20 protein-coding genes and 1 tRNA gene are annotated in these 23,065 nt (G+C 69.7%); 7 read left to right on the top strand and 14 right to left on the bottom strand.

The annotated features are described in order from the left end of the window. Positions 1 to 26 precede the first annotated feature (26 nt). Positions 27 to 1,382 (bottom strand): NAD(P)/FAD-dependent oxidoreductase, encoded by a 1,356-nt coding sequence (locus WDJ58_RS14070; RefSeq protein WP_338913896.1) that lies wholly within the window; start codon positions 1,380 to 1,382, stop codon positions 27 to 29. A gap of 169 nt (positions 1,383 to 1,551) precedes the next feature. On the opposite strand from WDJ58_RS14070, the gene priS reads away from it, so the two are divergent. Together priS and WDJ58_RS14060 are read left to right on the top strand one after the other, a co-directional pair. Further along, on the top strand, positions 1,552 to 2,745 hold the full coding sequence (gene priS / locus WDJ58_RS14065; RefSeq protein ID WP_338913895.1) for a DNA primase small subunit PriS: 1,194 nt from the start codon (positions 1,552 to 1,554) through the stop codon (positions 2,743 to 2,745). Beyond that, entirely contained in the window at positions 2,742 to 3,809 is a 1,068-nt protein-coding gene (locus tag WDJ58_RS14060; RefSeq protein WP_338913894.1) for a hypothetical protein, read from the top strand. The genes priS and WDJ58_RS14060 overlap by 4 nt, the downstream gene beginning before the upstream one ends. A 116-nt stretch (positions 3,810 to 3,925) precedes the next feature. Here WDJ58_RS14060 and WDJ58_RS14055 read toward each other — a convergent pair whose 3' ends face one another. The 6 genes from WDJ58_RS14055 to WDJ58_RS14030 all read right to left on the bottom strand — a co-directional run bounded on the left by WDJ58_RS14055 (position 3,926) and on the right by WDJ58_RS14030 (position 8,847). Beyond that, a complete protein-coding gene (locus WDJ58_RS14055) occupies positions 3,926 to 5,911 on the bottom strand; it encodes an AMP-dependent synthetase/ligase (protein ID WP_338913893.1) in 1,986 nt (661 codons plus the stop codon). A gap of 263 nt (positions 5,912 to 6,174) precedes the next feature. After that, on the bottom strand, positions 6,175 to 6,624 hold the full coding sequence (locus tag WDJ58_RS14050) for an Hsp20/alpha crystallin family protein (protein WP_338913892.1): 450 nt from the start codon (positions 6,622 to 6,624) through the stop codon (positions 6,175 to 6,177). A gap of 80 nt (positions 6,625 to 6,704) precedes the next feature. Continuing rightward, a complete protein-coding gene (locus WDJ58_RS14045) occupies positions 6,705 to 7,421 on the bottom strand; it encodes a PHP domain-containing protein (RefSeq protein ID WP_338913891.1) in 717 nt (238 codons plus the stop codon). 39 nt (positions 7,422 to 7,460) lie between these two features. Further along, a complete protein-coding gene (locus WDJ58_RS14040) occupies positions 7,461 to 7,718 on the bottom strand; it encodes a hypothetical protein (RefSeq protein WP_338913890.1) in 258 nt (85 codons plus the stop codon). A 76-nt stretch (positions 7,719 to 7,794) separates the two neighbouring features. Next, a tRNA-Glu gene (locus tag WDJ58_RS14035) sits at positions 7,795 to 7,869 on the bottom strand. Positions 7,870 to 7,956: 87 nt separating this feature from the next. Next, positions 7,957 to 8,847, bottom strand: a complete 891-nt coding sequence (locus WDJ58_RS14030; RefSeq protein WP_338913889.1) for an EamA family transporter — start codon at positions 8,845 to 8,847, stop codon at positions 7,957 to 7,959. Between the two features lie 159 nt (positions 8,848 to 9,006). On the opposite strand from WDJ58_RS14030, the gene WDJ58_RS14025 reads away from it, so the two are divergent. Beyond that, positions 9,007 to 10,254 carry an NAD(P)/FAD-dependent oxidoreductase gene (locus WDJ58_RS14025; RefSeq protein ID WP_338913888.1) on the top strand — a complete coding sequence of 416 codons (1,248 nt, stop codon included), beginning with the start codon at positions 9,007 to 9,009 and terminating at the stop codon, positions 10,252 to 10,254. Between the two features lie 122 nt (positions 10,255 to 10,376). On the opposite strand, the gene WDJ58_RS14020 is transcribed toward WDJ58_RS14025, so the two are convergent. The 3 genes from WDJ58_RS14020 to WDJ58_RS14010 all read right to left on the bottom strand — a co-directional run bounded on the left by WDJ58_RS14020 (position 10,377) and on the right by WDJ58_RS14010 (position 14,323). After that, entirely contained in the window at positions 10,377 to 11,723 is a 1,347-nt protein-coding gene (locus WDJ58_RS14020) for a glutamine synthetase family protein (protein ID WP_338913887.1), read from the bottom strand. 71 nt (positions 11,724 to 11,794) lie between these two features. Continuing rightward, positions 11,795 to 13,006, bottom strand: a complete 1,212-nt coding sequence (locus tag WDJ58_RS14015; protein ID WP_338917862.1) for a CaiB/BaiF CoA transferase family protein — start codon at positions 13,004 to 13,006, stop codon at positions 11,795 to 11,797. 81 nt (positions 13,007 to 13,087) lie between these two features. Next, on the bottom strand, positions 13,088 to 14,323 hold the full coding sequence (locus WDJ58_RS14010; protein WP_338913886.1) for a mandelate racemase/muconate lactonizing enzyme family protein: 1,236 nt from the start codon (positions 14,321 to 14,323) through the stop codon (positions 13,088 to 13,090). A gap of 145 nt (positions 14,324 to 14,468) precedes the next feature. Here WDJ58_RS14010 and WDJ58_RS14005 point away from each other — a divergent pair, with 145 nt between their 5' ends. From WDJ58_RS14005 to WDJ58_RS13990, 4 genes are all read left to right on the top strand, one after another. Continuing rightward, positions 14,469 to 15,323 carry an NAD(P)-dependent oxidoreductase gene (locus WDJ58_RS14005; RefSeq protein WP_338913885.1) on the top strand — a complete coding sequence of 285 codons (855 nt, stop codon included), beginning with the start codon at positions 14,469 to 14,471 and terminating at the stop codon, positions 15,321 to 15,323. Positions 15,324 to 15,488: 165 nt separating this feature from the next. Beyond that, positions 15,489 to 16,424 (top strand): peptidyl-alpha-hydroxyglycine alpha-amidating lyase family protein, encoded by a 936-nt coding sequence (locus tag WDJ58_RS14000; RefSeq protein ID WP_338913884.1) that lies wholly within the window; start codon positions 15,489 to 15,491, stop codon positions 16,422 to 16,424. A 47-nt stretch (positions 16,425 to 16,471) separates the two neighbouring features. Then, the gene (locus WDJ58_RS13995; RefSeq protein ID WP_338913883.1) at positions 16,472 to 17,500 is read left to right on the top strand and encodes an LLM class flavin-dependent oxidoreductase; all 1,029 of its coding nucleotides are present in this window, start codon (positions 16,472 to 16,474) and stop codon (positions 17,498 to 17,500) included. Positions 17,501 to 17,710: 210 nt separating this feature from the next. Further along, positions 17,711 to 18,412 (top strand): TVP38/TMEM64 family protein, encoded by a 702-nt coding sequence (locus WDJ58_RS13990; protein ID WP_338913882.1) that lies wholly within the window; start codon positions 17,711 to 17,713, stop codon positions 18,410 to 18,412. A gap of 94 nt (positions 18,413 to 18,506) precedes the next feature. Here WDJ58_RS13990 and WDJ58_RS13985 read toward each other — a convergent pair whose 3' ends face one another. The 4 genes from WDJ58_RS13985 to WDJ58_RS13970 all read right to left on the bottom strand — a co-directional run bounded on the left by WDJ58_RS13985 (position 18,507) and on the right by WDJ58_RS13970 (position 23,013). After that, positions 18,507 to 19,751 (bottom strand): CynX/NimT family MFS transporter, encoded by a 1,245-nt coding sequence (locus tag WDJ58_RS13985; protein WP_338913881.1) that lies wholly within the window; start codon positions 19,749 to 19,751, stop codon positions 18,507 to 18,509. A gap of 152 nt (positions 19,752 to 19,903) precedes the next feature. Next, positions 19,904 to 21,274, bottom strand: coding sequence for a cytochrome P450 (locus WDJ58_RS13980; protein ID WP_338913880.1), 1,371 nt, complete (start codon positions 21,272 to 21,274; stop codon positions 19,904 to 19,906). A gap of 251 nt (positions 21,275 to 21,525) precedes the next feature. Next, positions 21,526 to 22,476 (bottom strand): CPBP family intramembrane glutamic endopeptidase, encoded by a 951-nt coding sequence (locus WDJ58_RS13975; RefSeq protein WP_338913879.1) that lies wholly within the window; start codon positions 22,474 to 22,476, stop codon positions 21,526 to 21,528. 141 nt (positions 22,477 to 22,617) lie between these two features. Continuing rightward, positions 22,618 to 23,013, bottom strand: coding sequence for a hypothetical protein (locus WDJ58_RS13970; RefSeq protein ID WP_338913878.1), 396 nt, complete (start codon positions 23,011 to 23,013; stop codon positions 22,618 to 22,620). Between the last annotated feature and the right edge of the window lie 52 nt (positions 23,014 to 23,065).

The raw sequence follows: 23,065 nt of genomic DNA, 5'->3' as shown, positions 1-23,065 counted from the left end.
GCCGAGGTGGCCGGAACGGGACCGCGCTACACCGCGTAGTCGTCCTCGCGGATCTGACAGTAGGCCCCGTCGCGGTAGCGGCGCTTGACCCACCGGTATCCCAGGAACAGTTTGAGACCGTAGAGGCCGGTCAGCGCGACGTCGCGCGTGGCGTACCGTGCGCCCTCGGGCATCACCGAGTTGATCAGCCGGAACACCCGGTCCCAGTCGCCGGGGCCGAACTCCTCGACCATCTCGGCGATGGCGACGTTTCTCAGGACCTCCTCGCCGATGGCCCGCTGCCACTCGCCGTTGTACGCCCGGAGCGCCCCCAGGGCGGCGAGCCGGCCGGCGATTTTCCCCGAGCGGATGGCGACGTGGTCGCCGCCCTCGTGGAACGCGCTCGTGGTGCCCATCGCGCCGCCCGCGACCGCGACGTTCGCCGCCGTCGGCGACTCGATGGGTCGCGTCGAGGAGATCGGGTAGGTCTCGGTCCCGTTCCGTTTCCCGCGGTCGGTGACCAGTGGGAAATCGTCGAGGTCGTACTCCGGGTAGGCGTACTCCAGCAGTCGTTCGATGTAGACCGACCCCGAGGGGACGCGCTCGTCTTCGGGCCGGAGCAGGCCGTAGGCGTCGCGGTCCTCGACGGCATCGATGTCGAGGCCGATCGGCATCGTCAGGCCCACGCGGGCCACCCGGCCGTCGTTGGGGAACACCCACGGGTAGGCAGTCTCGCCGGGCATCACCCCCCACCAGAACTTCAGCCGGTCGGGCTCGAACAGCTCGTCGGGGATCTCGCGGTACTCCTGGTAGGCGATGTGGTTCGCGCGCGTCGAGGCCATCCGCTCGAACGACCCGTCTGGGAGCAGCGGGTCGAGCACCTTCCCGGTGATCGTCCGCTGTGGGCCGTCCGCGAGGATCAGGTACTCCGCCTCTATCTCGGTGCCGTCCCGGAGCGTGATCGTGTGCGACGGTCGCCCCGTCAGGTCCGAATCCACGTCCGAGACGCCCGTTCCGACGCGGTACTCCGCCCCGGCGTCCTCGGCCCGCCCGCGGAGCCAGTCGTCCATCCGCGCGCGCTGGAAGGTGAACCCGAAGTTCGGGTACGACGAATCGATCCCCGTGGAGTCGAGCGAGAGCGACTCGTTCGGCGAGAGGAAGTCGGCCCCCGTGAGTTCCCGGAGCTTGACGTGCTCGGGGATCGGCTCGTCGAGGTCCATGATGTCGACCCAGTAGTCGAGGATGCCGGCGGCGTCCGTCGAGTCCGGCCCCAGGCCCTCCCGGTCGGCCCGGGGCACCCCCTTCTCGACGATCAGGGCGTCGGCCCCCTCCAGGGCCGCCGCCCGCCCGGCGGAGGATCCGGTCGGTCCCCCCCCGACCACGGCGACGTCAACGCGTTTCATGTCCCCCTCTGGTGCGGGCACGGGGCTTAAATCACCTGACACGGTGAGGGGATACACGTCCCCGTCTAGAACATCGGGTGGGCCAGGCCGCGCCTGATCGAACCACGCCCTCCTCTCCACTCGGCGACCGGCAGTCATTTGTCCGGCGGCGTGTTGTCTCCGGGGAGCGATGGAGGAGCGAACCCGGGAGTACCTCAGGGGCCGGTTCGGCGACCACTACCGGCGAGTCGCCCGGACCGAGGGGCTACCGGCCCCGCCCGCGGCCAACGAGCGCGAGTGGGGGTACATCCCGTTCTCGCCGGGCGGGACGACGATGATCCGCCACGAGTCGCTGCTCGATCTCACCGGGGGTGCGGATCTCGGCGAGTTCCTCGCCCGTGAGCGCCCGCGCCACGCCTACTTCTCGGCCGGCCGGTACGACCACCCGGGCGAGGACTCGATGGGGCGGAAGGGCTGGCGCGGCTCGGACCTGATCTTCGACATCGACGCCGACCACCTGCCCGGCGTCGATCCCGAGGCGGACGGCTACGGGGCGATGCTCGCCGCCGGGAAGGCGGCGCTGTTCGACCTGCTCGACTTCCTCGAGACCGACTTCGGATTCGAGGAGTGCGTCCTCGTCTTCTCCGGGGGTCGTGGCTACCACGTCCACGTCAGGGACGAGGGTGTCCAGGGCCTCGGCCGCGAGGAGCGCCGCGAGGTCGTCGACTACGTCCGCGGGCTCGGGATCTCGTTCGACGACCTGGTCCGACACGAGACCGTCGAGGGGATGGGTCGGAAGACGCCGGCCGAAAAGCGCACGCTCCCGACGGAGGGGGGCTGGGCCGCACGCCTCCACGAGCACCTGCTCGAACTCGTCGACGAACTGCTCGACGCCGAGGAGGACGAGGCCATCGAGAGGCTCCGGGAGTTCGACGGCGTCGGCGAGGGGAAGGCGGGGGCGGCGCTCAGGGCCGCCCGCGAGAACCGCGAGGCGATCGAGCGCGGCAACGTCGACGTCCACTCCGCGTTCTACGGGGTCGCGAGACAGCTGTTCGAACGAGTCCGCGAGAGCGACGGCGCGCCCATCGACGAACCCGTCACCACCGACATCAACCGCCTCATCCGCCTCCCCGGGAGCCTCCACGGGGGGACGGGCCTCCGCGTCTGTCGCATCGACCGGGACGACCTCGATGCCTTCGACCCGCTCTCGGACGCCGTCGCCGAGACCTTCCGCGGGGAACGGATCATGGTCGACGTGACCGAGCCCCTCTCGATCTCGATCGGCGGGGGGAAGTTTAATCTGGATGCGGGTGTTCAGTCCGTTCCGGAACACGTCGGCGTGTTCGCGATGGCGCGGGGACACGCCGAGAAGGCCAGGGAATGAACCTCGACGAACTCCAGTCCGTCCAGAGCCGGGAACGACAGGCGAGCAGCCTCCAGCACCTCCGCTCGTCGTTCTACGAGGAGGCCGCCGCCTACATCGGGGAGCTCCGCGAGCGGCGTACTCAGGTGGCCGCCGAGTCGGACAATCCGTTCGACGATCCCGACGTCGAGCGGCTCTCGGACGAGATCAGGACCGCCGAGGGGACCGTCGAGTCGATCTACGAGCGCCGGGTCGGCAAGGTGGTCAAGCTCGCCTCGATCGCCGCCGCGGACATGCCCTACGACGACGACGGGCTGACCAGGGAGGAGGAACAGCTCTTCGGGACGCTCGTCGAGGCCATCGAGGGGAACCGCGAGCGCGTCCTCTCGGTGCTCGACGGGGAGTCGCCCGCGCTCGACTGCACCCCGGCGGAGGGAGGGGAGACCACGCCCGCCGGCGGTGACGCAGTGGGGGCGTCCGGCACGACCGACGACGCTCCTTCGGGCGTCGAAGGGACGAAGGGTACCGATCGGGCGGAGTCACGGGGCGTCCCCGACCCGACCGAGACGGCCGCCGAGACCGACACGACCACCGGATCCGATCCGGCCACCGGGACCGGCCGGCCCCCGACCTCGGAGGAGGAACCCGACCCCGGGCAGGGCGGAAGCGAGGATACACCGACGCCGCCCGATCGCTCGATCGAGGACGCCGAACCCGCCCCCGGTGCGGCCGAGGCGAGCGGGTCGACGGACGACGAACCGCTCGACATCGGGAGTGTGATGAGCGGAGCGAGCGACGACGCCCCCGATCGGGGCGACCCCGAACCGGCCGACACCGGGGGGGATCCGCCGAACCGAGCCGAGGTCGCGGCGACGGCCTCCGGCGAGGGTACCGGGCCGGCCGAGACGAGCGAGGGCGAGGACGAACCCGTCGAGCGCACGACGATCCGCGTCACGGCCGACGTGGGGAACATCTTCGGTATCGACGGCCGCTCGTACGACCTCTCGGCCGAGGACGTGGTGACGCTCCCGGCCTCGAACGCCGAGAACCTCGTCTCGAAGGACGCAGCCGTGCGCCTCGACTGAGTCCGGGACGCGGGGCCGACTCACTCCTCCTCGTCGCTCGCTGGTCGGTGATCTCCGGTGGGTAGCCATCCGCTCGCCGGGGGAGTTTCGACGAAGCCGGAAGCCGACGGCCCGAGTCAGTCGTCAGCAGCCGCGGTCGCCGCCTCCTTGCCGTAGATGTCCCCGACCTCCTCGTCGTAGCGGGCGAGGATGTTCCGGCGCTTGAGCTTCAGCGAGGGGGTCAGCAGGTCGTTCTCGGGCGTCCACTCCTCGGGGACGAGTCGGAACTCCTTGATCCGCTCGTGCTTCGGGAACCTCTCGTTGACCTCGATGATCTCCTCGGCGATCCAGCGCTGGACGTCCTCGTCCTCACAGATCGCGGCGCGGTCCGCCGGCAGGTCGACGTCGTTCCGGTCGGCCCAGTGTCTGACCCCCTCGAAGTTCGGGACGCAGAGCGCGGAGACGAACTTCTCGTCGTCGCCGAGGACCATGATCTGGTCGATCCGGTTCGACGTGGCGAACTCGTTCTCGATGGGCCCGGGCGCGACGTTCTTGCCCGTGTCGAGGACGAGAATCTCCTTGAGCCGGTCGCGGTAGACCAGGTAGCCGTCCCCGGTCCGCTCGATGATGTCGCCGGTCCGGAACCAGCCGTCGTCGGTGAACGCCCCCTCGGTCGCCTCGGGCTGGTTCCAGTACCCCTCGGTGACGTTGTCGCCCCTGATCAGGAGTTCACCGATCTCCCCCTCGGTCCCCTCGCGCTGGTCCGCCGGGATGGCCTCGGTGTCGATCTCCGTCTCGACGCCGTGCAGCGGCGGGCCGAGCGTCCCCGCGCGTATGTCCTCGGGTGGGTTCGAGGAGACCACCGGCGAGGCCTCGGTCAGTCCGTACCCCTCGAGGATGGGCAGTCCCATCCCCTCGAACAGTTCGGCGAGGCGTTTCGAGAGCGACCCGCCGCCGGAGACGAAGAAGTCGACGTTGCCACCCATCCGCTCTTCGACCGTCGAGAAGACGAGCCGATCGGCCAGGCGGTACTTGGTCCGGAGGTACGGTCCCGGGTTCTCCGTGGTCGCGTACTCCCGCCCGACCCCCACCGCCCACTCGAACACGCGCGATTTGAAGTCCGACTCGGCGGCCTGCTCGCGCATGCTGTCGTAGATCCGCTGGTAGACCCGCGGGACTGACGTGGCGACGGTCGGCCGGACGAGCCCGATGTCCTCGGAGACGGTGTCCGAGGACTCGGCGTAGGCGACGGTCGCCCCCGTGGCGAACATCAGGTAGTGACCGGCCAGGCGCTCGAAGACGTGTGCAAGCGGCAGGAACGACAGCGAACGGTCGTTCTCGTCGATGGAGGGGACCTCGGGATCCCTGTCGGGTCTCGGGGCGAATCGCCGCCGACACTGGTTGACGTTCGCACGGAAGTTCCGGTGGGTGAGCATCACGCCCTTCGGCTGACCGGTCGTCCCCGAAGTGTAGATGAGGCTCGCCAGGTCGTCGAGGCCCCGCTCGTCGAGCCAGCCCTCGTAGCGATCGGGATCGAACGCCTCCTTTCCGAGTTCGTGGACCTCCGCCAGCGTGTAGAGGTCCTCGCGGTCGTCGTGACCCTCGAACTCGTCGATGACCACCACGAACCCGAGGTCGAGTTCGTCCTCGACCTCGAGCACTCGCTCCAGTAGCTCGCCGTTCTCGACCACGACTCCCACGGCCTCCGGATCCGAGAGCAGGTACTCGACCTGTGCGGGCGAGGACTCGGTGTAGACGGTCGTGACGACGCCCCCCGCCGCGAGGAGCCCGAGGTCGCTCTGTGCCCACTCCATCCGCGTGTCGGCGAAGATCCCCACCCGATCGCCCGCTTCGACGCCGAGCTCGCGAAATCCGGCGGCGAGGTTCCGGACGATGTCGTGCATCTCGCCGTACGTGAGCGCGGCGAACTGGCCGGCCGGTGCGGCCGGGACGACCCCGTCGACCAGCGACCGCTCGTAGACACCGCCCTTGTACCACTGGGCCTCGCGGTCGGCGTGGCGTTCGGCCGACGCCTCGAACAGCCGGGGGATCGTATCGTCGCCGATCACCTCGTCGGTGTACTCCGCCTCGGCCGCTCGCCAGCCTGGGGTCTCGCTCGACATTGTTCGTCTACGACAACAGTAACCACAGGTACATCAATGTGACACCTTGCGAGGGGGCTTCGGACCGCCGTCGGGCGGTAAACGACGACGAACTCGTAAAGTCGACGAGCTCGCAAAACGGGGATCGGTGTTCGGAGGTGCGCCGTGGGAGTTTCGATCCTACCCACGACCGGCGGCCAGACGGACTGTTGCAGTCTTTTACCGGTGATCGGATCGCTCGGGCGGGACTGACGACCACCGGTAAATCGTTACGACGGTGCGTATCAGTCGATGTCGATGTGGTGGGAGTCCTCGGCCTCGGCGTCGGTGGGGACGTGGATCTCGAGGACGCCGTTCCGGTAGGTCGCCTCGATGTCGTCGACGCGGACGTCGCCGTCGATGGAGACGGACTCGCGGACGCGGCGCGAGCGGGCGAACTCGCCGTCGGTGACCTCGTGGGTCGCGCTGATGTGGAGCATGCCACCGTCGAACCGGAGGTCGATCTCCTCCCGCTCGAAGCCGGGGAGGTCGGCGAGGACGACGTAGCCCTCGTCGGTCGCCTCGACGCTCAGGTTGGAGTCGTGGCCGTACTCGTAGGCCTCGGGGAGCGACCGGGCGTCCCAGTCGTGGTCCCGGTTCCGCGGGCCGTGGCCGCCCCACATGGACCGGCGCATCTGGTCGAAGGCTCGCTCCATCTCGTCGAACACGTCGAAGGGGGTTCTTCGTGAATCCATACCCCCTGTATAGTTGGTTCGGATATTAAACGTCGCGGGAACAGTGATAGCAAACCGCCGGAGGGAGAGACGATCCGCGATCAGACGAGCGCCATCGCGGCCGCCCGCGCGGCCCAGGCGGCCTTCCGGCCCGCGCCCTTCGCGTAGTGGCCCGCACACCGGTGGATCGGTGCGCGCCGGCCGTGGACCGCGGTCGTCCCGTTGTGGATCGCCTCGACGACGTCACGGGCGGTCACCCGTCCCCGACGGTCCTCGAACTCCATCTCGGTGAACGCCCGGCCGACGGTCGTCACCGAGTGGGCGTCGCTCCCCGCGAGGCTCGTCAGGCCGTTCCGGTGAGCGAACGCCCGGGCACGGAGGTTCCGGTAGCCCGTGAACAGCCAGGCGTTGTACGTCTCGATACCGTCGATATCAATGGACTGGAGCACCCGCCGCCTGGCACCGTGCCGGGTCCGCTGGAAGGGGTGCGGGACGACGGCGACCCCGCCGAGGTCACGGACCGTGGCGACCGTCTCGTCCATCGGTCGGCCTGGGTCCGGGAGTTCCTCGATGCCGATGCCGAGCAGGTGGCCGTGGGCGGTTGATATCTCCGCCCCCGGGATGCCGATCAGCCCGAACTCCGGGGCGAGATCCGCCGCCCGGAGCGACGCCTCGATCCGGTCGTGGTCGGTGACCACGACGGCGTCGAGCCCGACGGCCGCCGCCTGTTCGAGCAGGAGTTCCGGCGGGTCACGGCCGTCGTAGGAGGCCGCCGAGTGGACGTGCGGGTCGATGCGAACCGTCCGGGAGCCGACCATTATCCTGAGTAGAGGGCCGATCCTCTTGAACGCCCCGGCCTACTCCGGTTCCTCGTCGTGGGACTCGTCCGGGGGGTCGGCACCGCGCTCGTACGCCTCGGCGGCGGCGAGGATCTCCTCGGCGATATCGCGGGCCTCCGCGGGCGTGTACAGCGTCGGATCCCCCTGGACCTGTCTGATGTCGACGTAGCCGGACGACGCCTCGACGTAGATGGGTGCGTTCCGTTCGAGGGGGTTGATCCCGCCCTCCGGGTCGGTCGGTTCGCCCTCCTCGGTCGCGCCGTCGGATCTGGCCATGACGGGTTTAGCGTGCGGAATGTTACCAAACTTTCCCCGTGGGGGGCGGCGCTCACGTTCGCGGCGTCGAGAGGAGTGCTCGCTAGGGGATTTGAACCCCTGTCATCGGCTCGAAAGGCCGATATGATTGGCCGGGCTACACCAAGCGAGCCCACTCCCTACTGCGGTAGCTCCCGGTATAAGTTCTGCTCTTCGAGTCTCGGAGAGCCCCGGACAAACGAGAGATCCGAGGGCCGGCTCATCCGTACACCGCCACCAGGACGCCCCCGCCCACGACCACCGCGGCGCCCGCGGCGAGCCGGCCGGTGACGTGCTCGATATCCTGGAGGAAGGCGTAGGAGAGGACAACGACGAACAGCGGACTGGCCTGGACGAGCGGGGCGACGAGGACGACCGGCGCGACGGCGAGGGAGGCGTACAGGGCGACGAGGAACGCCGTGTTGGCCAGTCCCGCCGCGACGTACCACGGGAGTTCCTCGCCCGAGAACGAGCCGAGCGTCGGGAGCGAGCCCCGCCACCGGAGGTACGCCAGGTAGCCGACCGTCGCGGCGGCGGTCTTGACCGCCAGCCCGACGAAGACGGGCGTCCCCTCGTCGAGCCCGATCTTCGCGACGGTCGGCTCGACGGCGAAGCACAGCGCCGCCAGCAGCGGGAACGCCAGCCCCGCGGTCGAGCCGAGCTCGTCGGTCTCGGGGCCGCTGGCCTGCTCCCAGGAGATGATCGCGACCCCGACGACGATCAGGACTACCCCCAGGACGTGCTCCGGGACCATCCGTTCGTTCAGGACGACGACGGCGATGATCGCCGCGAACAGCGGGTTCGAGGCCTTGACCGGCTCGGCCCGGCTGGCCCCGACCCGCTGGATGCCGGTGAACAGCGCCAGCCGGCCGAACACCGTCCCGACGAGTCCGGCGGCGACGAACGCGAGGGCCGACCGGACCGTAAGCCCGTAGTCGGGGTACGAGAGGACCGCCGCGAGGGGGACCAGGAGCACGACGTTCACCAGCAGCATGAACACGAGGACCTCCGTGACGGTCCCCCTGCGGGTCGCCAGCCGGACCAGCAACGCCTGCCCGGCGAGGAGAACCGCGCCGGACAGCGGGAGGAGGACTCCCTGGACGGTGACCATCTGCGCCCCTCTGTGTCACCCCGACGCATAGAGCTACCGTCCGACGTGCGGTGTCGGGACCGTCACGGCGTGATCGGTTCACGCGCGCGCGGCACGGGCCACGAGTCCTCGTCCGGTCCTCGGGAAGTTGTAAGTACCCCGGTTCGCGAATACGTCACGATGGCGCTCGATCGGTCGTACGACGTGATCGTCGTGGGCGGAGGAGCCGTCGGGTGTGCGGTCGGCCGCGAACTGGCCGACGACCACGAGATCCTGGTAGTCGAGCGCGGGGAGATCGGCGGCGGTGCCTCGGGCATGGCCGCCGGTCTCACCGCCCCGACGCTCTTCGCCTACGACCGCCCCGAACTGGCCCGTCACGCCAACGAGTTCCTCCGGGAGTTCTCCGGAACCGATGGTTTCGACTACGACGCCCGACCGCGTCTTGAACTCGCCTACCCGGACGAGGAGGCCGTCGCACGGGAACAGGCCGATCGGATGGCCTCGTACGGGTTCCCCGTCTCGTTCGTCGACTCGGGGACCATCGCCGCGAGACACCCGGCGCTCGACGTGGAGCGCTTCGCCGGCGCGATCGAGATCGCGGACGCCGGGTTCGTCGACGACACGTACGTCTACACGCGCTCGCTAGCGCGTGACGCGAAGAGCCGCGGAGCCGAGATACTGACCGGCGTCGAGGTGACCGGGATCGCCACCTCGGACGGGAGCGTCGTCGGGGTCGAGACGCCCGGCGGGGTGATCGAGGCCCCACACGTGGTCGTCGCCACGGGGTGGCACGCGCGCGAACTGCTGAGCGACGTCGTCCACGTTCCGACGCGACCCTTCCTCCTGCAGGCCGCCAGCGTGGCTCTGGAGCGCGGGTTCGGGCCGGACGCCCCCCTCGGGCGGCTCCCGGCGGAGGGCGTCTACTTCCGACCGCAGCACGACGGCAACCTCCGTCTCGGCGGCGGCGAGTATCTCGTCGACGACCCCGCGGACCTCGCGGCCGGCGTCGAGGACGCCGAGCGGGTCGAAGCGGCGATGAACGAGACCGGCCGGACCGCCCAGGAGGTGATCGCCAACGGCATCGACGACACGTTCGAGGAGCAACTGCGGGAGGTCGCGCCGCTGTTCGTCGAGGAGTTCTCCGACCCCTCGGAGGTGGAGATAACCGCCGGCTGGGGGAGCGTCGACGCCGCGACGGCCGACGGGGAGCCGATCGTCGACGAACCCCGCGACGCGCCGGACGGGCTGATCGTCTCGACCGGGTTCAACGGCCTCGGGATCACGAAGTCGCCGATCGCGGCCGCGGCCGTTCGCTCGCTCGTCACCGGGGAGGACGCCCCGTTCGACGTCGAGGGGTTCGCCCTCGATCGGCTCCCCGACGGCACGGACTTCCCGCTTCAGGACACGTTCGCGATGGGCCGGGAGTGATCCGACACGGTAACGGCGCTCGGCTCGTCTCCGAACCGGCGGCCCGTTCGCTCGGCTCCGGGGCGCGTACGGAGCACTGGCTCGCCGAGACCCGGGGGAGAACGGTGCTGCCTCGTCGCCCCTCAAAGGGTCTCGACGTAGTACTCCCGTTCCCAGGCGGTTACCGTCCCCCGGAAGGCTTCGAGTTCCCGGCGCTTGCTCGCCGCGTAGGCCCGGATCACGTCCTCGCCGAGGTACTCCGTCATGACCTCGTCGTCCTCCAGTGCCGCCAGCGCAGCCTCGGGGCCGCGCGGGAGTTCGGGCCGCCGGCCCGCGGGGTTTCCTGCCACGGCCTCGCCGGGGTCGAGTTCGTCGCGTAGCCCGTGTAGCCCGGCGGCGAGGGTCGCCGCGACCACGAGGTAGGGGTTGGCGTCGGCCGCCGAGACCCGGCTCTCGAACCGCGTCGTTCCCGTGGGGATCCGGACCATCGTCTGTCGGTTGTCCCACCCCCAGGAGGCGGTGTAGGGGACGAACCCGTCGGGGTCGAAGCGCTTGAACCCGTTGAGCGTCGGCGTGCCGACCGCGGCGAGCGCGTCGGTGTGTTCGAGGAGTCCACCCAGGAACTGTCTGCCCCGCTCGGAGAGTTCCTCTCCCTCCCCGTCTCCATCGCCGCCGTCGCCGGCGGCGAAGGCGTTCTCCCCGTCCGCGAAGGCGCTGACGTGAAGGTGGTAGCCCGACCCCGACTCCCCGGCGAAGGGCTTTGCCATGAAGGTGGCGTGCCGATCCGAGAGTCGGGCGGTCTGTTTGACGACCCGTCTGAAGTCGAACGTCCGGTCCGCGCCCGCGAGCGGCGAGTCGTACTCGAAGAGGACCTCCAGCTGTCCGGGGCCGTGCTCGTGCTGGAGCGAGTCCAGTGGGACGCCGTACGCCCCGGACCACTCCTCCAGGCGCTCGTAGAACGGGATCACGTCCTCGGTCGCCCAGGCGACGCACTCGTGCTTGTGCGACGTCGCCGGGACGAGTTCTTCCTCCTCGCCCCGGCCGATCTCGTCGAGGAGGTAGAACTCCAGTTCGTTCCCGACGTAGAAGTCGAGACCCGAGTCGGCGACGTGGGTGTCGAGGAGCTCTTTGAGCACCTGTCGGGGGGCCGCCCGGACCGGCTCTCCCCGGAACTCGACGTCACAGAGCACCCGCGCGGCCGTCTCGCGCCACGGCAGGCGCTTCAGCGTCCCCGGATCCGGTCTGAGCGTCCCGTCGGCGTAGTCGACCTCCTCGGCGAGTCCCGACCCGCTCGGGAGGTCGTTTCGTGGCGTCTGGACGAGCACGGCCAGGTTCATCGTCGGGCCGTCGCGCCACTTCGAGAGGAACGCCTCGGCCGAGAGCTGTTTCACGCGGGAGATGCCGTTAATGTCCGGCATCTCCACCAGGACGTGTTCGATCCCCTCCTCCTCGATCCGCCGCTCCATCGCGGCGGCGGGGTCGTCGGTCATCGGGCGGTAGTCGCGGAGGCGCGATTAAAAGCCGTTGGCGCGAACGGCCCGGGCGATCGGCGAGGGCGCGGTCAGCCGTCGATCCCGACGATCCCCTCCTCGTAAAGGCGTTCGAGTTCCCCGTCGGAGACGTCCGTCCGCTCCAGCAGGACCTCGATGGTGTGCTCGCCGAGCCTCGGTCCCGCGTGTTCGATCCGCCCCGGCGTCTCCGAGAGCTTCGGGAACACGCCGTTCATCGTGAACTCGCCGAGGTCGTCGTCCTCGACCGTGACGAGCGCCTCCCGCTCGCGCAGGTGCGGGTCCTCGAAGATGTCCGCGACGTCGTAGATGGGTGCGATGGCGGCGTCGTGTTCCTCGAAAGTATCGAGCACCTCCTGGCGGTCGTGCCGGGTCATCCACTCGCCGATCCGTTCGTCGAGTTCGTCGGCGTGGTCGGCCCGGCCCCTGTGGGTCTCGAACCGGGGGTCCTCGGCCAGTTCGTCGCCGCCGACGATCCGGAGGATGCGGCGGGCGATGCTCGACGAGGAGGCCGAGAGGGCGACCCACTGGTCGTCGGCGGTCCGGTAGGCGTTTCGCGGGACGGAGTAGTTCGTCACCCGGTTGCCCTGGCGCTCCCGGACGATACCCTTCCGGTCGTACTCGACGATGTGGGAGTTCATCAGCGAGACGAGGATGGGTTCGAGCAGGCTCGTGTCGACGTGCTGGCCCGTCCCGCCGTGGACATCACGCCAGTAGAGCGCGAACATCGTCGCGAACGTCGAGTAGAGGCCGGCGAACGCGTCGGCCAGCGGAAAGGGAGGGAGCGTCGGCGGGCCGTCGGGCTGTCCGGTGAGATGAGCGAACCCGCTCATCGCCTCGGCGAGCGTGCCGAACCCCGGGCGATCCTTGTAGGGGCCGTACTGGCCGAAGCCGGTGGTTCGAACCATCACGAGATCCGGGTTCGTCCCCGAGAGCGACTCCCAGCCGAGGTTCCACCTCTCGAGGGTTCCGGGCCGGAAGTTCTCGAGGAACACGTCGGCGTCCGCGACCAGCTCGTGGACGAGTTCCTGGCCCGCCTCGTGGTGGAGGTCGATCCCGACGCTCCGCTTGTTCCGGCCGAGGGTCTTGAACCCGAGCTGTTCGTCGTGGAGGCCGTCACGGAGCGGATCGCCGTGCTCGGGGTGTTCGACCTTGATGACGTCCGCCCCGAAGTCGCCCATGAGCGTCCCCGTCCACGGGCCAGCGAAGATCCCGGCACACTCGATCACTGTTACCCCATCCAACGGAAGCTCGGGAGCAGGCATCTCTGAACGCATACACATTCGAACACCGGAGGATAACCGTATCCGTCCCCTCGCGCGGGCGCGAACCGCCATCGTCGCCACTCAGAGGACGTACTCCCACCCCTCGGCGACGTGCTCGCTGGCCTCGTCGGTGAACTCGATCCCGAGCCCGGGGCCCTCCGGAACGTCGAGGTGACCCTCGGCGACGACCGGGCCGTTCTCCCCGGTGCGCTCGACCAGTGACTCCCACCAGGGCGCGTCGCCGCCGCGGAACTCCAGGCTGTAGAAGTTCGGTATCGACGCCCCCAGGTGGGCACCCGCGACGGTCGCCACCGGGCTCCCGAGGTTGTGGGGTGCGAGCGGGACGCCGTAGGCGTCACAGAACGCGGCGATGCGGCGCAGTTCGCCCAGGCCGCCGCACATAGCGACGTCCGGTGCGGCGAGGTCGACGATGTCGGCGTCGAGCGCGTCCCTGAACGCCGATGCGCTCGTCAGGTTCTCGCCGGTCAGTACCGGGATGTCGACGGCACGCTTGACCCGCGCCTGGGCGTCGAGCTTCTCGGGATGGACCGGGTCCTCGAGGAAGGCGAGGTCGAACCGTTCGAGTCGTCGGCCGAGGGTGACGGCCGTCTCGACCGTGTACGACCAGTGGAGGTCCATCCCGAGGTCGACGTCGTAGCCGACCTCCTCGCGGACGGCCTCGACGAGCGCGACCTTGTGTTCGATACCCTCGTTGTCGAGGCGGCGGGCCGCGCGGTCCTCGTTCCGTCGACCTGGTGTCGGCACGTCGAGGTCGAACTTCAGCGCGCCGAACCCCATGTCGACGGCCTCGCCGGCCGCCTCGGCGTAGGCCTCGGGCGTGTACTCGGCCTCGAGGTCGATTCCCACCGAGTCGCCGGCCAGCGCCTCGGTATCGGAGTAGAGCCGGACCCGGTCGCGGTACTTCCCGCCCAGGAGTTCGTAGACAGGCACCCCTAGAACCTTCCCCTTGAGGTCCCAGCAGGCGGTCTCGATGGCGGCGATGGCGGCCCGGCCGATACCCCCGGTCGCGGTGTAGTGTTCCCGGGCGAGCAGGTCGGCGATCCGCTCGGGGTCGAGGGGGTTCGCGCCGACCACGGTGTCGCCTATTCGCTCGACGGCGTCGAGGGGCTCGATTCCGCGGAAGGTCTCGCCGATCCCGTAGTGGTCCGTGTCGGTCTCGACGACGACGATCCCCCAGACGTAGTGGTCGTCCTCCCCTTTCGGGTTCCCGCGGAGGCCCATCACCCGGACGTCCGTTATCTCGATGGATCGGTCCGACGGGCGCGTCCCCGCTCCCGGTTCGAGCGTCTGCCACATGGACCGGACGGATGCCACCGACCGGAATATACGTTCCGGGGGTGGTCCGCGGAGCGGGCACCACGGGCCGCCGTGGTCGATCGGGGCCGGCGTTCCCGGCCGGGCATAGCCTTATTGCGCCGCCTCCTGGGTTCTACGCCGGACCATGCGAGACATCGGACTCATCGGCGCGGGATACATCGGCAAGCGCTTCGTCGAGTCGCTCCGCGAGGCGGACTACTCGCTCACCGTCTACGACGTCGACGACTCCCAGGTCGAGTACGCCGAAGAGCGCGGGGCCGAGGCGGCCGACAGCCCCGCCGAGGTCGGACGGGCGTCGGACGCGGTGTTCATGGCACTGCCGGGGACGCCCGAGGTCGAGGCGACGATAGAGGGCGAGGACGGTCTCCTCCCGGCGCTCGATCCGGGCGACCTGGTCGTCGACTCCACGACGACGAAGGTCGAGACCGCCAGGGAGTACGAGGCGAAGTGTGGGGACCGCGACGTCCACTGGGTCAGCGCCCCGCTGACGCGGGCCGCGCCGGTCGAGGGTATCCACATGATGATCGGCGGCTCGGACGCGAGCTACGGGGAAGCGGAGGAACTGATCGAGACCGTGAGCACGCGCCACATCCGGCTGGGGGACGTCGAGCGGGCGCTGCGTTTCAAGTACGCGCTCCAGATACGCTACGCCTCGCACCTGGCGCTCGACGCCGAGATCGTGGCGTTCGCCCGCGAGAGTGACGTCGATCCGCGACCGCTCAACGAGTTCCTCGGCATGGACATCTCGGAGCGACTGTTCGAGGGGGACTACACCCAGGACGTCGAGGGGCTCGGCGGACTCGCCATCTGGGACAAGGACCTCGGCTACGCGCTCGACGTCGCCCGCGAGGACGACATCGCGATGCCGCTCACCTCGCTGGTCCACGAGACCTACAAGCACGGCCACCGCGTGGCTCGCGAGGAGGAGGGGGACGCGACCACCATCGCGCGGTACTGGGCGGCGCTCAACGGCCGCTGATTTCCGGTCACGCGGCTCTGGTCCACCCGAACCGTAGCGGGCGTCGTCACGGCAGCCGAACCGCCGGACGGCGGATCGCCGGGGAGTCACACCGAACGACGCCGGACAGAGGGCGTGCGTCCCCCCGTCGAGTAGTATTAAGTAGCGCCTGATGGTGTGGGTGGTATGCAATACGGGAACGGAGACCACCGGTACGAACTCGTCGAGGACTGGGCCGGCCTGCCGGACGACGAGTCGTTCCTCGACGTCGGGGGCGTCTGCGTCGACGGGAACGACGACGTGTTCGTGCTGAACCGCGGGGACCATCCGATGATGGTGTTCGACGGTTCGGGCGAGCGCCGCGCGACCTGGGGCGACGAGTACTTCTCCGGCCGCCCGCACGGGATGGGCCTCGGCCCCGAGGGCGACGTCTTCTGTACGGACGACGGCAACCACACGGTGCGGAAGTTCGCGCCCGACGGGGAGCTCCTGATGACGCTCGGGACCGAGGACGAGCCCTCGGAGACGGGCTACCGCCACGCCGAGGACCTCTTCGAGCGGATCGCCTCGATCGAGCGGGGCGGGGACCCGTTCAATAGCCCGACGAGCGCGACGGTCCTCGACTCCGGCGAGATATTCGTCTCGGACGGCTACGGGAACGCGAGGATCCACGCCTTCGACCCGGAGGGTGACCTGCTCCGATCCTGGGGTGAGCCCGGTCCGGCCCCCGGCGAGTTCCGCCTCCCGCACTCGATCGAACACGACGAGGAGGACCGCCTCTGGGTGACCGACCGGGAGAACTCCCGCATCCAGATATTCGACGCCGAAGGGGAGTTCGTAGAGGAGTGGACCGACCTGATCCGACCCACGGATCTGGCCTTCGACGGGGGGACGGTCCTCGTCTCCGAGCTCTGTAACCGGATCAGCGCGTTCACCACCGACGGGGAGCTGCTGACCCGGTGGGGCAACGAGGGGCACCCCTCGGACGATCCGCTGTTCTACGCCCCGCACACGATCGACGTCGACTCGAACGGCGACCTGTACGTCGGGGAGGTGTCCTACGCCCACCGCGGCGTCGACCGCGGCGCGCGGACGCTACAGAAGTTCGCGCGGGTCGCGTAGTCGAGGGAGAGCCGAACCGTTATCCCCCGGAGCCCCCGAGGCCGGCCATGGAACTCTCCGCCGTCGACCTCTCCCCGATCCCCGAGGGTGGGACCGCGACGGACGCCTACGCCGACACCGTCGAGGCCGCACAGCAGGCCGAACGGCTCGGCTACTCGCGGTTCTGGGTGGCCGAGCACCACGGGATGACCGGGACGCTCGCGGGGACGACACCCGAGGTGCTGCTCGGCCACCTCGCCGCCGAGACGGACTCGATCCGGCTCGGATCGGGGGCGGTCCTCCTGAATCACTACAGCCCGTTCAAGGTCGCCGAGACGTTCGGCGCGCTGGACGCGCTCGCGCCCGGACGCATCGACGCGGGTCTGGGCCGGGCGAACGGTTCGCCGGCCTCCGATCGTGCCCTCGGGACCGATCGCTACGTCGAGGACCCCGACGGCGATCACGCCGAGAAGGTCGAGAGCGTCGTCCACCACCTCCACGACGACTTCCCCGAGGAACACCCTTACAGCGACCTCGGGATACCGCGGTCGGGCGAGGGCCCGCCCGTCCCGTGGGTGCTCGGGTCGAGCCCGTCGAGCGCGGCCATCGCTGGCGAACTCGGCCTGCGCTACTGCTTCGCGGCGTTCATCCGGCCGACGTTCGCGACACGGGCGTTCGAGGAGTACCGCGAGTCGTTCCAGCCCTCGACGCTGGCGGGTAGCGCCGACGAACCGCGGGGGATCGTCGCCGTGAACGCGGTCTGTGCGGAGAGCGACGAGGAGGCCGCGCGGCTCCGGGCGGTGGCCGAGGCCGTCTACCAGCGGATGCAGCGCGGCGTCGTCGGAACTCGCCCATCGGTCGAGGAGGCCATCGAGGAACTCGGCGGCGTCCCCGAGCCGACGCCCGCCACGCTCGACGACGGCGAGTGGCCGCGGGCGATTTCCGGCAGCCCGGAGACGCTCGGCGGCCTGCTGGAGGGGCTCGCCGGGCGCGTCGGCGTCGAGGAGGTGATGATCCAGCACGCCGTCCCCGACCACGACGACGCGCTCCGGTCACACGAACTGCTCGCCGACGGCGTGGGTCTGACGCCCCGGTGACGGAATCTCCGGGAGTGTGAGGCGTGCCGGCGACCCCCGGCTCCGACAGGGCGACCCCGCCGGATCGGAGACGACGCCGATCCCCCGGGCTCCGTGTTCCCGGCATCGAGCCCCGTGCGGGGGTCCGGTGACCAGTGGCCGCGTCACCGCTCGATGACACCTGGCACGAGCAAGGACCTCCGTTATCGAGGAGTATGTGCGGTATATAGTATGGGATACAAACGAATTACGGGGGTCTTGCTTGCCCTGGTGGTGGCCGCGGGGTTGCTGATCTCGCCGGACGTCATCATCGAGCGACTCGGCACGTTCCTGGGCTCGCCGTACTTCCCGGTGCTCCTCGTCTTCCTCTACCTCGTTCGTGCGCTGATCGCCCTGCCGGTCACCGCCCTCGCGGTACTGGTCGGGTTCAAGTACGGTCTCCTGATCGGCTTCCCCGTCGCGCTGGCGGGATCGGTGATGAGCACGTACGTCCCCTACGCCATCACCCGCTACACGGACTTCGAGTCGGGGCTGCTCAGACAGGCCGAGAGCGCCGCCGACGACTTCTTCGAGGCGACCGGTGGCCTCCGCGGGGTGATCACCGCACGGATCGCGCCCGTGCCGGCGCAGACGACCTCCGTCGCCGCGGGGGCCGCGCCCGTCCCCACCAGGACGTACCTGCTCGGGACGGCCATCGGCGAGATACCCTGGGTGTTCGCAGCGGTGACCATCGGGACCTCGCTCAACCGACTCACCGCCTCGGACGTCTCGTTCAGCCCGTGGCTCATCGCCGGGACGGTGGTCGCGACGGTCGTCCTGCTGGCGGGACCGGCGTACAAGTTCTTCAGGGGCGACGACGGTGACGGTCGAAGCTGGCACTCCGGAGACGAGGGTGAAGACGAGAGCCTCGTGACCGATATCGTCGAGCGCTGAGCGGCCGCGTCACGTCTTCGGCGCGTCCCCGATCGACCGTGACGGACGCCGGACTCTCCCGCTCCGCCCCGACTCGGACGATCCTCTCGCACCGTTACTCCTCCGTGCCCGCCGACGCGGAGCGTTCCAGACCGGCCGGTTCGTTCAGGTAGTAGCCGGCGACGGCGGTCGCGAGGCTCGCCGCCGCCAGCAGGGAGAGCGGGGTCGCGAACGAGCCGGTGAGGTCGTTCAGCGCACCCATCAGGAACGGCCCCGCGAACCCGCCGACCTCCCCGACGGTGAAGATGAGCCCGTTCGCGACGGCGGTGAGACGGGGGCCGATACCGTCCATCTCGGTCGGGATCGCCCGAACGAGCGGGGCCAGCCCGCCGATCAGGAACGTGCCGACGAGGACGAGCGAGGCCGCCAGCGTCGCGAGCCCGTCGGCGACGACCAGGCCGACGAGACCGAGCGCACCGGCGATACCGCAGGCGACGATCGGCAGCCGCCGCGTGGCGAAGCGGTCGGAGAGGGCGGGAACGCCCACGATTCCGAGGATCCGGACGAGGATGAACCCGCTCGTCAGTGTCCCCGCGAGCGCCGGGGCCATGCCGCGGGCTTCGAGTATCGCGGGGAGCCAGTTCGACAACCCGTGGGTGACGAAGAGCCGCATCGTGCCCACGATCACCAGGAGCAACAGGCCGTAGTGGGTGAAGACGCTGGCGAGGTCGGCCCGGACGGAGCCAAGCGAGAAGGTCTGGTCGGTGTCCCGTTCCGGATTCCGGTCGATCCGGCCCCAGAGGTACCGGGAGACCACGAACCACGAGAGGGCGAACGCGACGACCGTCACGCCGGTGTAGAGGAAGAACGGTCGCCAGCCGCCGAGCAGCGGCCCGACGAGCGGGCGGGCGAGGGCGAAGACGGTCGCGCTGCCGAGGGTCGCACCGACGATGTACACCGACGACATCGTCCCCGATCGCTCCGGCGGGAAGAGCTCCGAGACGAGCTTTGGGAGCCCGAACGTGACCGCCGTCCCGCCGACGCCGAGGAGGAGCGTCGACAGCAACAGGGCCGTGAACTCCGTCGAGAGCCCCCGCATGACGTGGGCGAGTCCGATGACGGAGAGCCCGACGCCGAGCGACCGCCGCGACCCGAGCCGGTCGATCGCGAGCCCCGACAGCAGGGAGAGCGGGATGTAGCTGAGCTGTACGGCACCCGTCACGAGCCCGGCCTCGACCCCGGAGAGCCCCAGCTCCTCGATCACGGGGACGAGATACGCGGCGAGGGAGAACCACGAGAAGGTGAACAGGAAGTAGCCGACGCTACCGAGGGCGAGGAGCACGTACGATTCGACCGACACTCGGCGATCGGACACCCTGACTGCGGATAGGCCCGCGGTTCACGGACAAAGGTCTGCCGACTCGCGACCGATCGGCGGTGGTGGAGGGGCGATCCCGTGTGCTCCCGTGTAGAGCGCCCCGATCGAGGTCGTTCTGTCGCCGGCCGCCTCTCCTATCGCCGGTCGCCCGTCCTGGGTTCGACGTGCATCTCGATCGGATCCAGCGGCCGGGTGGTGATGCTCACCGAGAGGTCGATCCCGGGATCGGAGACGAGTTCGAGGTGGTAGCGCCGGGCGAGCGTCGCGAGGATCAGCTTCCCCTCGACCATCGCGAACTGCTCGCCGATACAGCGCCGCGGCCCGACGCCGAACGGGAAGTACGCGAACTGCGGACGGTCGTCGTCCGCGAACCGCTCCGGTCGGAACTCGTGGGGGTACGCCCAGTAGCTCCCGTCACGGTGGACCGTCCACTGGCACGGCGCGACCGTCGCGCCCTCGGGGATCCGGTACCCGCCCAGCTCGACCGGTTCGGTCGTATCGCGGGGGATCTGCGGGACGGGCGGGTAGAGCCGCATCCCCTCCCGGAGCACCTGCCCGGTGTACTCCAGGTCGGGGAGGTCCCCGAAGGTGGCCGGTTCGCCGTCCAGCACCTCCTCGAGCTCCGCCACCAGCTTCCGCTCGACCTCCGGGTGCTGGGCCAGCAGGTACCAGGTGAAGGTGAGCGCCGTCGCCGTGGTCTCGTGGCCGGCGAACAGGAACGTCATCAGCTCGTCCCTGAGCAGTTCCTCCGACATCGACTCGCCGTCCTCGTCGGTGGCCGCGAGCAGCATCGAGAGCAGGTCGTCGTTCCCGCCGGCCTCACCGCGGCGTGCCGCGACGAACTCCTCGATGACCGACTCCATCTCCTCGATACCCTCACTGTATCGTCGCCACATCGGGATCGGGACCCACCTCGGGACCATCCGGGCGATCGGCTGCTTGGCCGGCTGGCCGGGCTCCTGGAGCTGCTCTACCGTCCCGCGTATCCCCCGGTCCTCGTAGTCCATCTCCGAGCCGAAGATCGACTTGACGAGGATCCGCAGGGTGAGCGCCTTCATCTCGTCCTCGATATCCACGGTGGGCGACCCGGCCCAGTCGTCGGCCGAAGCCTGGATCTCGCTCGCCATCGTGTCGGCGTAGTCGGCGATCCGGTCCATGTAGAAGGCGGGCTGGATCCGCTGGCGCTGGCGCTCCCAGAGGTCGCCCTCGCTCAGGACCAGCCCCCGGCCTAGCAGGTCGCCCAGGTCCTCCTGGCTCTGCGTGGACTTGCGGAACCGGTCGGTGTCGGTGAGGACTGCCTCGACCAGCCCGGGGTCGTTGACGAGGTAGAGGTCGCCGATCCCGAGGAGTTCGAGCCTGACGACCTCGCCGTGTTCGGCGGCGGCCTCGTAGAGCCCGCCCTGCTCCCGGACGAGCTGGTGGGTGTTGCCGATCAACGGGAGCCCGTCGTGGGTCGGCGGGTCGGCCTCGTACGTGGGAGGGGTCGCGCGGGGGACGTTCGACATACGCGACCCTTCTCGACGATCGGATTTCAATCGGTCGAACGGTCTCACCGACGTGGTAGTCACCAGTACCGACATATACCGCGATCGTGGGTTACTGACAGCCCGGTCGCTCCCGGGGCCGGTGTACGGGTCGCCGGGCAGACCGGACCGGTTCGTCACGCCGCTGATACCGTCCGGCTCGGACCGTTCGGATCCAGCATCGCCCATCCCGGCTGACGGGATCGAGCGTGTCGAGGACCGCCCGGCGGGGATCAGTTCCCGGGTCCCGGGTAGGGTCCGATACGCGGACCGAGGGAGTACCGCCACCGGACGACCAGGACGGTCAGCAGCCCGATGACGACGAGCCAGGCCGTGTTCACCGCGCCGGAGATGCCCACGAGCACGTCCGGCCCGGTGAACCCCGGGCGGACGAGGGTCGGGACCCTGGCGCCGGCCTGGCGGACGCTGGCGAGCCCGAACACGTTGTTCACACCGAGGTCGAACGCGACGTGCAGGCCGATCGGGACGGCCAGCTGACCCGTGAGCAGGTACGCGAGCCCGAGGACGAGCCCGGCGGCGATCCAGAAGACCAGCGCCAGCGGGGACGACGCCTGTCCGAAGTGGAGGACGCCGAACAGGACGGAGGAGACCACCCACCCGCCGACGAGTGCCCACCGACGCGGGATCCACGTGCCGTTCAGGCCCTCGATCGCGTTTCGCATCACGATACCGCGGAAGACGACCTCCTCCCAGACGCCGACGAACACCCACGCGAGGGCGAACGAGAGGAACGACGGCAGGAACGACATGCCGCCGGTCCCCGGCGAGAGGAGGGCGGCGACCGACGCCCAGCCGAACGCGAGGTCGGTCGCGAGCGCGCCGCCCCACCCGAGCAGGCCGACGAGCGCGCCGAGCGCGAGCATGCGCCACCACGCCCCGTCGAGGCGGAACCCGTAGGCCCGTAGCTCCCGCCGGTCGACGTACCGCGCCCACAGGAGGAGAACCACGAGCGCGACGAGCGCTGCGAGCGCGTTACTCGCGAGCTGTACGAGCGACATCGGGAGGTCGAGCGGACGGAGCACGACGGCGCCGACGATGGAGGGGACGGAGAGGACCACGACCAGCGCGCCGAGGACGCGCCAGAGGGCGCGAGGGCGCTGCTCCGCCCGATTCCAGAACGGGAGCCGCACGCGCCGGGACCACCCGGATCGGCGTTCGATCATCGCCCCGTCACCTCCACCAGGTTCCCGGAGCGGTCGGCACCGATCGGCGGGCCGCGGGTTCTTCTGGACGGGATGGTGCATCGTCCGGCGGGACGTCCGAGGAGATCACGGTGTGGATCGAGGGGGCTCATCGTTCCGGTTTCACAGGTTGGCGGCGACGAGGAGTGTCTGCGTCCCCAGGAGGAGTGCGAGCGTCCCGAGCGTGCCCAGGGCGAGACAGGAACGGACGACATCGCGCGTGTCCGTGCCCTGGAGTTCGGTGTTCGCCCAGTGGGCACCGACCCCGACGGTGAGAACGAAGACGGGGAACAGCGCGAGCAGGGCCCCGGTCGGGGCGAACTCCGGGCCGTAGTACGGACCGCCGAGCGACCAGTGAATCCGCATCCGGGCGGGGAGCGCACCGTACGCGACGAGGCTCTCGACGGCGCTCGCGACGATCGCCGTGAGGACACCGACGTCCAGTATCCGCTTCCCGTCGCTGTCGCCCGGAGGAGCGGTTCGACCGTCGGACTGTGGGTGAATCAGCCGGTCAGTCATCGCGGTGGTCACCACTCACCGGGGGCGGAAATATCATTCCAGAAATAGGATA

Origin of the sequence: Salinirubellus litoreus, from assembly GCF_037335815.1 — an archaeon.
GTDB lineage: Archaea > Halobacteriota > Halobacteria > Halobacteriales > Haloarculaceae > Salinirubellus > Salinirubellus litoreus.
Note: the sequence above shows the minus strand (reverse complement) of the source record. Positions and strands in the feature narration are given on the sequence as shown.

Coding starts and splice junctions, on each gene's coding strand:
- WDJ58_RS14070 (WP_338913896.1), bottom strand. CDS start 1,382: ATGAAACGCGTTGACGTCGCCGTGGTCGGGGGGGGACCGACCGGATCC.
- priS (WP_338913895.1), top strand. CDS start 1,552: ATGGAGGAGCGAACCCGGGAGTACCTCAGGGGCCGGTTCGGCGACCAC.
- WDJ58_RS14060 (WP_338913894.1), top strand. CDS start 2,742: ATGAACCTCGACGAACTCCAGTCCGTCCAGAGCCGGGAACGACAGGCG.
- WDJ58_RS14055 (WP_338913893.1), bottom strand. CDS start 5,911: ATGTCGAGCGAGACCCCAGGCTGGCGAGCGGCCGAGGCGGAGTACACC.
- WDJ58_RS14050 (WP_338913892.1), bottom strand. CDS start 6,624: ATGGATTCACGAAGAACCCCCTTCGACGTGTTCGACGAGATGGAGCGA.
- WDJ58_RS14045 (WP_338913891.1), bottom strand. CDS start 7,421: ATGGTCGGCTCCCGGACGGTTCGCATCGACCCGCACGTCCACTCGGCG.
- WDJ58_RS14040 (WP_338913890.1), bottom strand. CDS start 7,718: ATGGCCAGATCCGACGGCGCGACCGAGGAGGGCGAACCGACCGACCCG.
- WDJ58_RS14030 (WP_338913889.1), bottom strand. CDS start 8,847: ATGGTCACCGTCCAGGGAGTCCTCCTCCCGCTGTCCGGCGCGGTTCTC.
- WDJ58_RS14025 (WP_338913888.1), top strand. CDS start 9,007: ATGGCGCTCGATCGGTCGTACGACGTGATCGTCGTGGGCGGAGGAGCC.
- WDJ58_RS14020 (WP_338913887.1), bottom strand. CDS start 11,723: ATGACCGACGACCCCGCCGCCGCGATGGAGCGGCGGATCGAGGAGGAG.
- WDJ58_RS14015 (WP_338917862.1), bottom strand. CDS start 13,006: ATGCCTGCTCCCGAGCTTCCGTTGGATGGGGTAACAGTGATCGAGTGT.
- WDJ58_RS14010 (WP_338913886.1), bottom strand. CDS start 14,323: ATGTGGCAGACGCTCGAACCGGGAGCGGGGACGCGCCCGTCGGACCGA.
- WDJ58_RS14005 (WP_338913885.1), top strand. CDS start 14,469: ATGCGAGACATCGGACTCATCGGCGCGGGATACATCGGCAAGCGCTTC.
- WDJ58_RS14000 (WP_338913884.1), top strand. CDS start 15,489: ATGCAATACGGGAACGGAGACCACCGGTACGAACTCGTCGAGGACTGG.
- WDJ58_RS13995 (WP_338913883.1), top strand. CDS start 16,472: ATGGAACTCTCCGCCGTCGACCTCTCCCCGATCCCCGAGGGTGGGACC.
- WDJ58_RS13990 (WP_338913882.1), top strand. CDS start 17,711: ATGGGATACAAACGAATTACGGGGGTCTTGCTTGCCCTGGTGGTGGCC.
- WDJ58_RS13980 (WP_338913880.1), bottom strand. CDS start 21,274: ATGTCGAACGTCCCCCGCGCGACCCCTCCCACGTACGAGGCCGACCCG.
- WDJ58_RS13975 (WP_338913879.1), bottom strand. CDS start 22,476: ATGATCGAACGCCGATCCGGGTGGTCCCGGCGCGTGCGGCTCCCGTTC.
- WDJ58_RS13970 (WP_338913878.1), bottom strand. CDS start 23,013: ATGACTGACCGGCTGATTCACCCACAGTCCGACGGTCGAACCGCTCCT.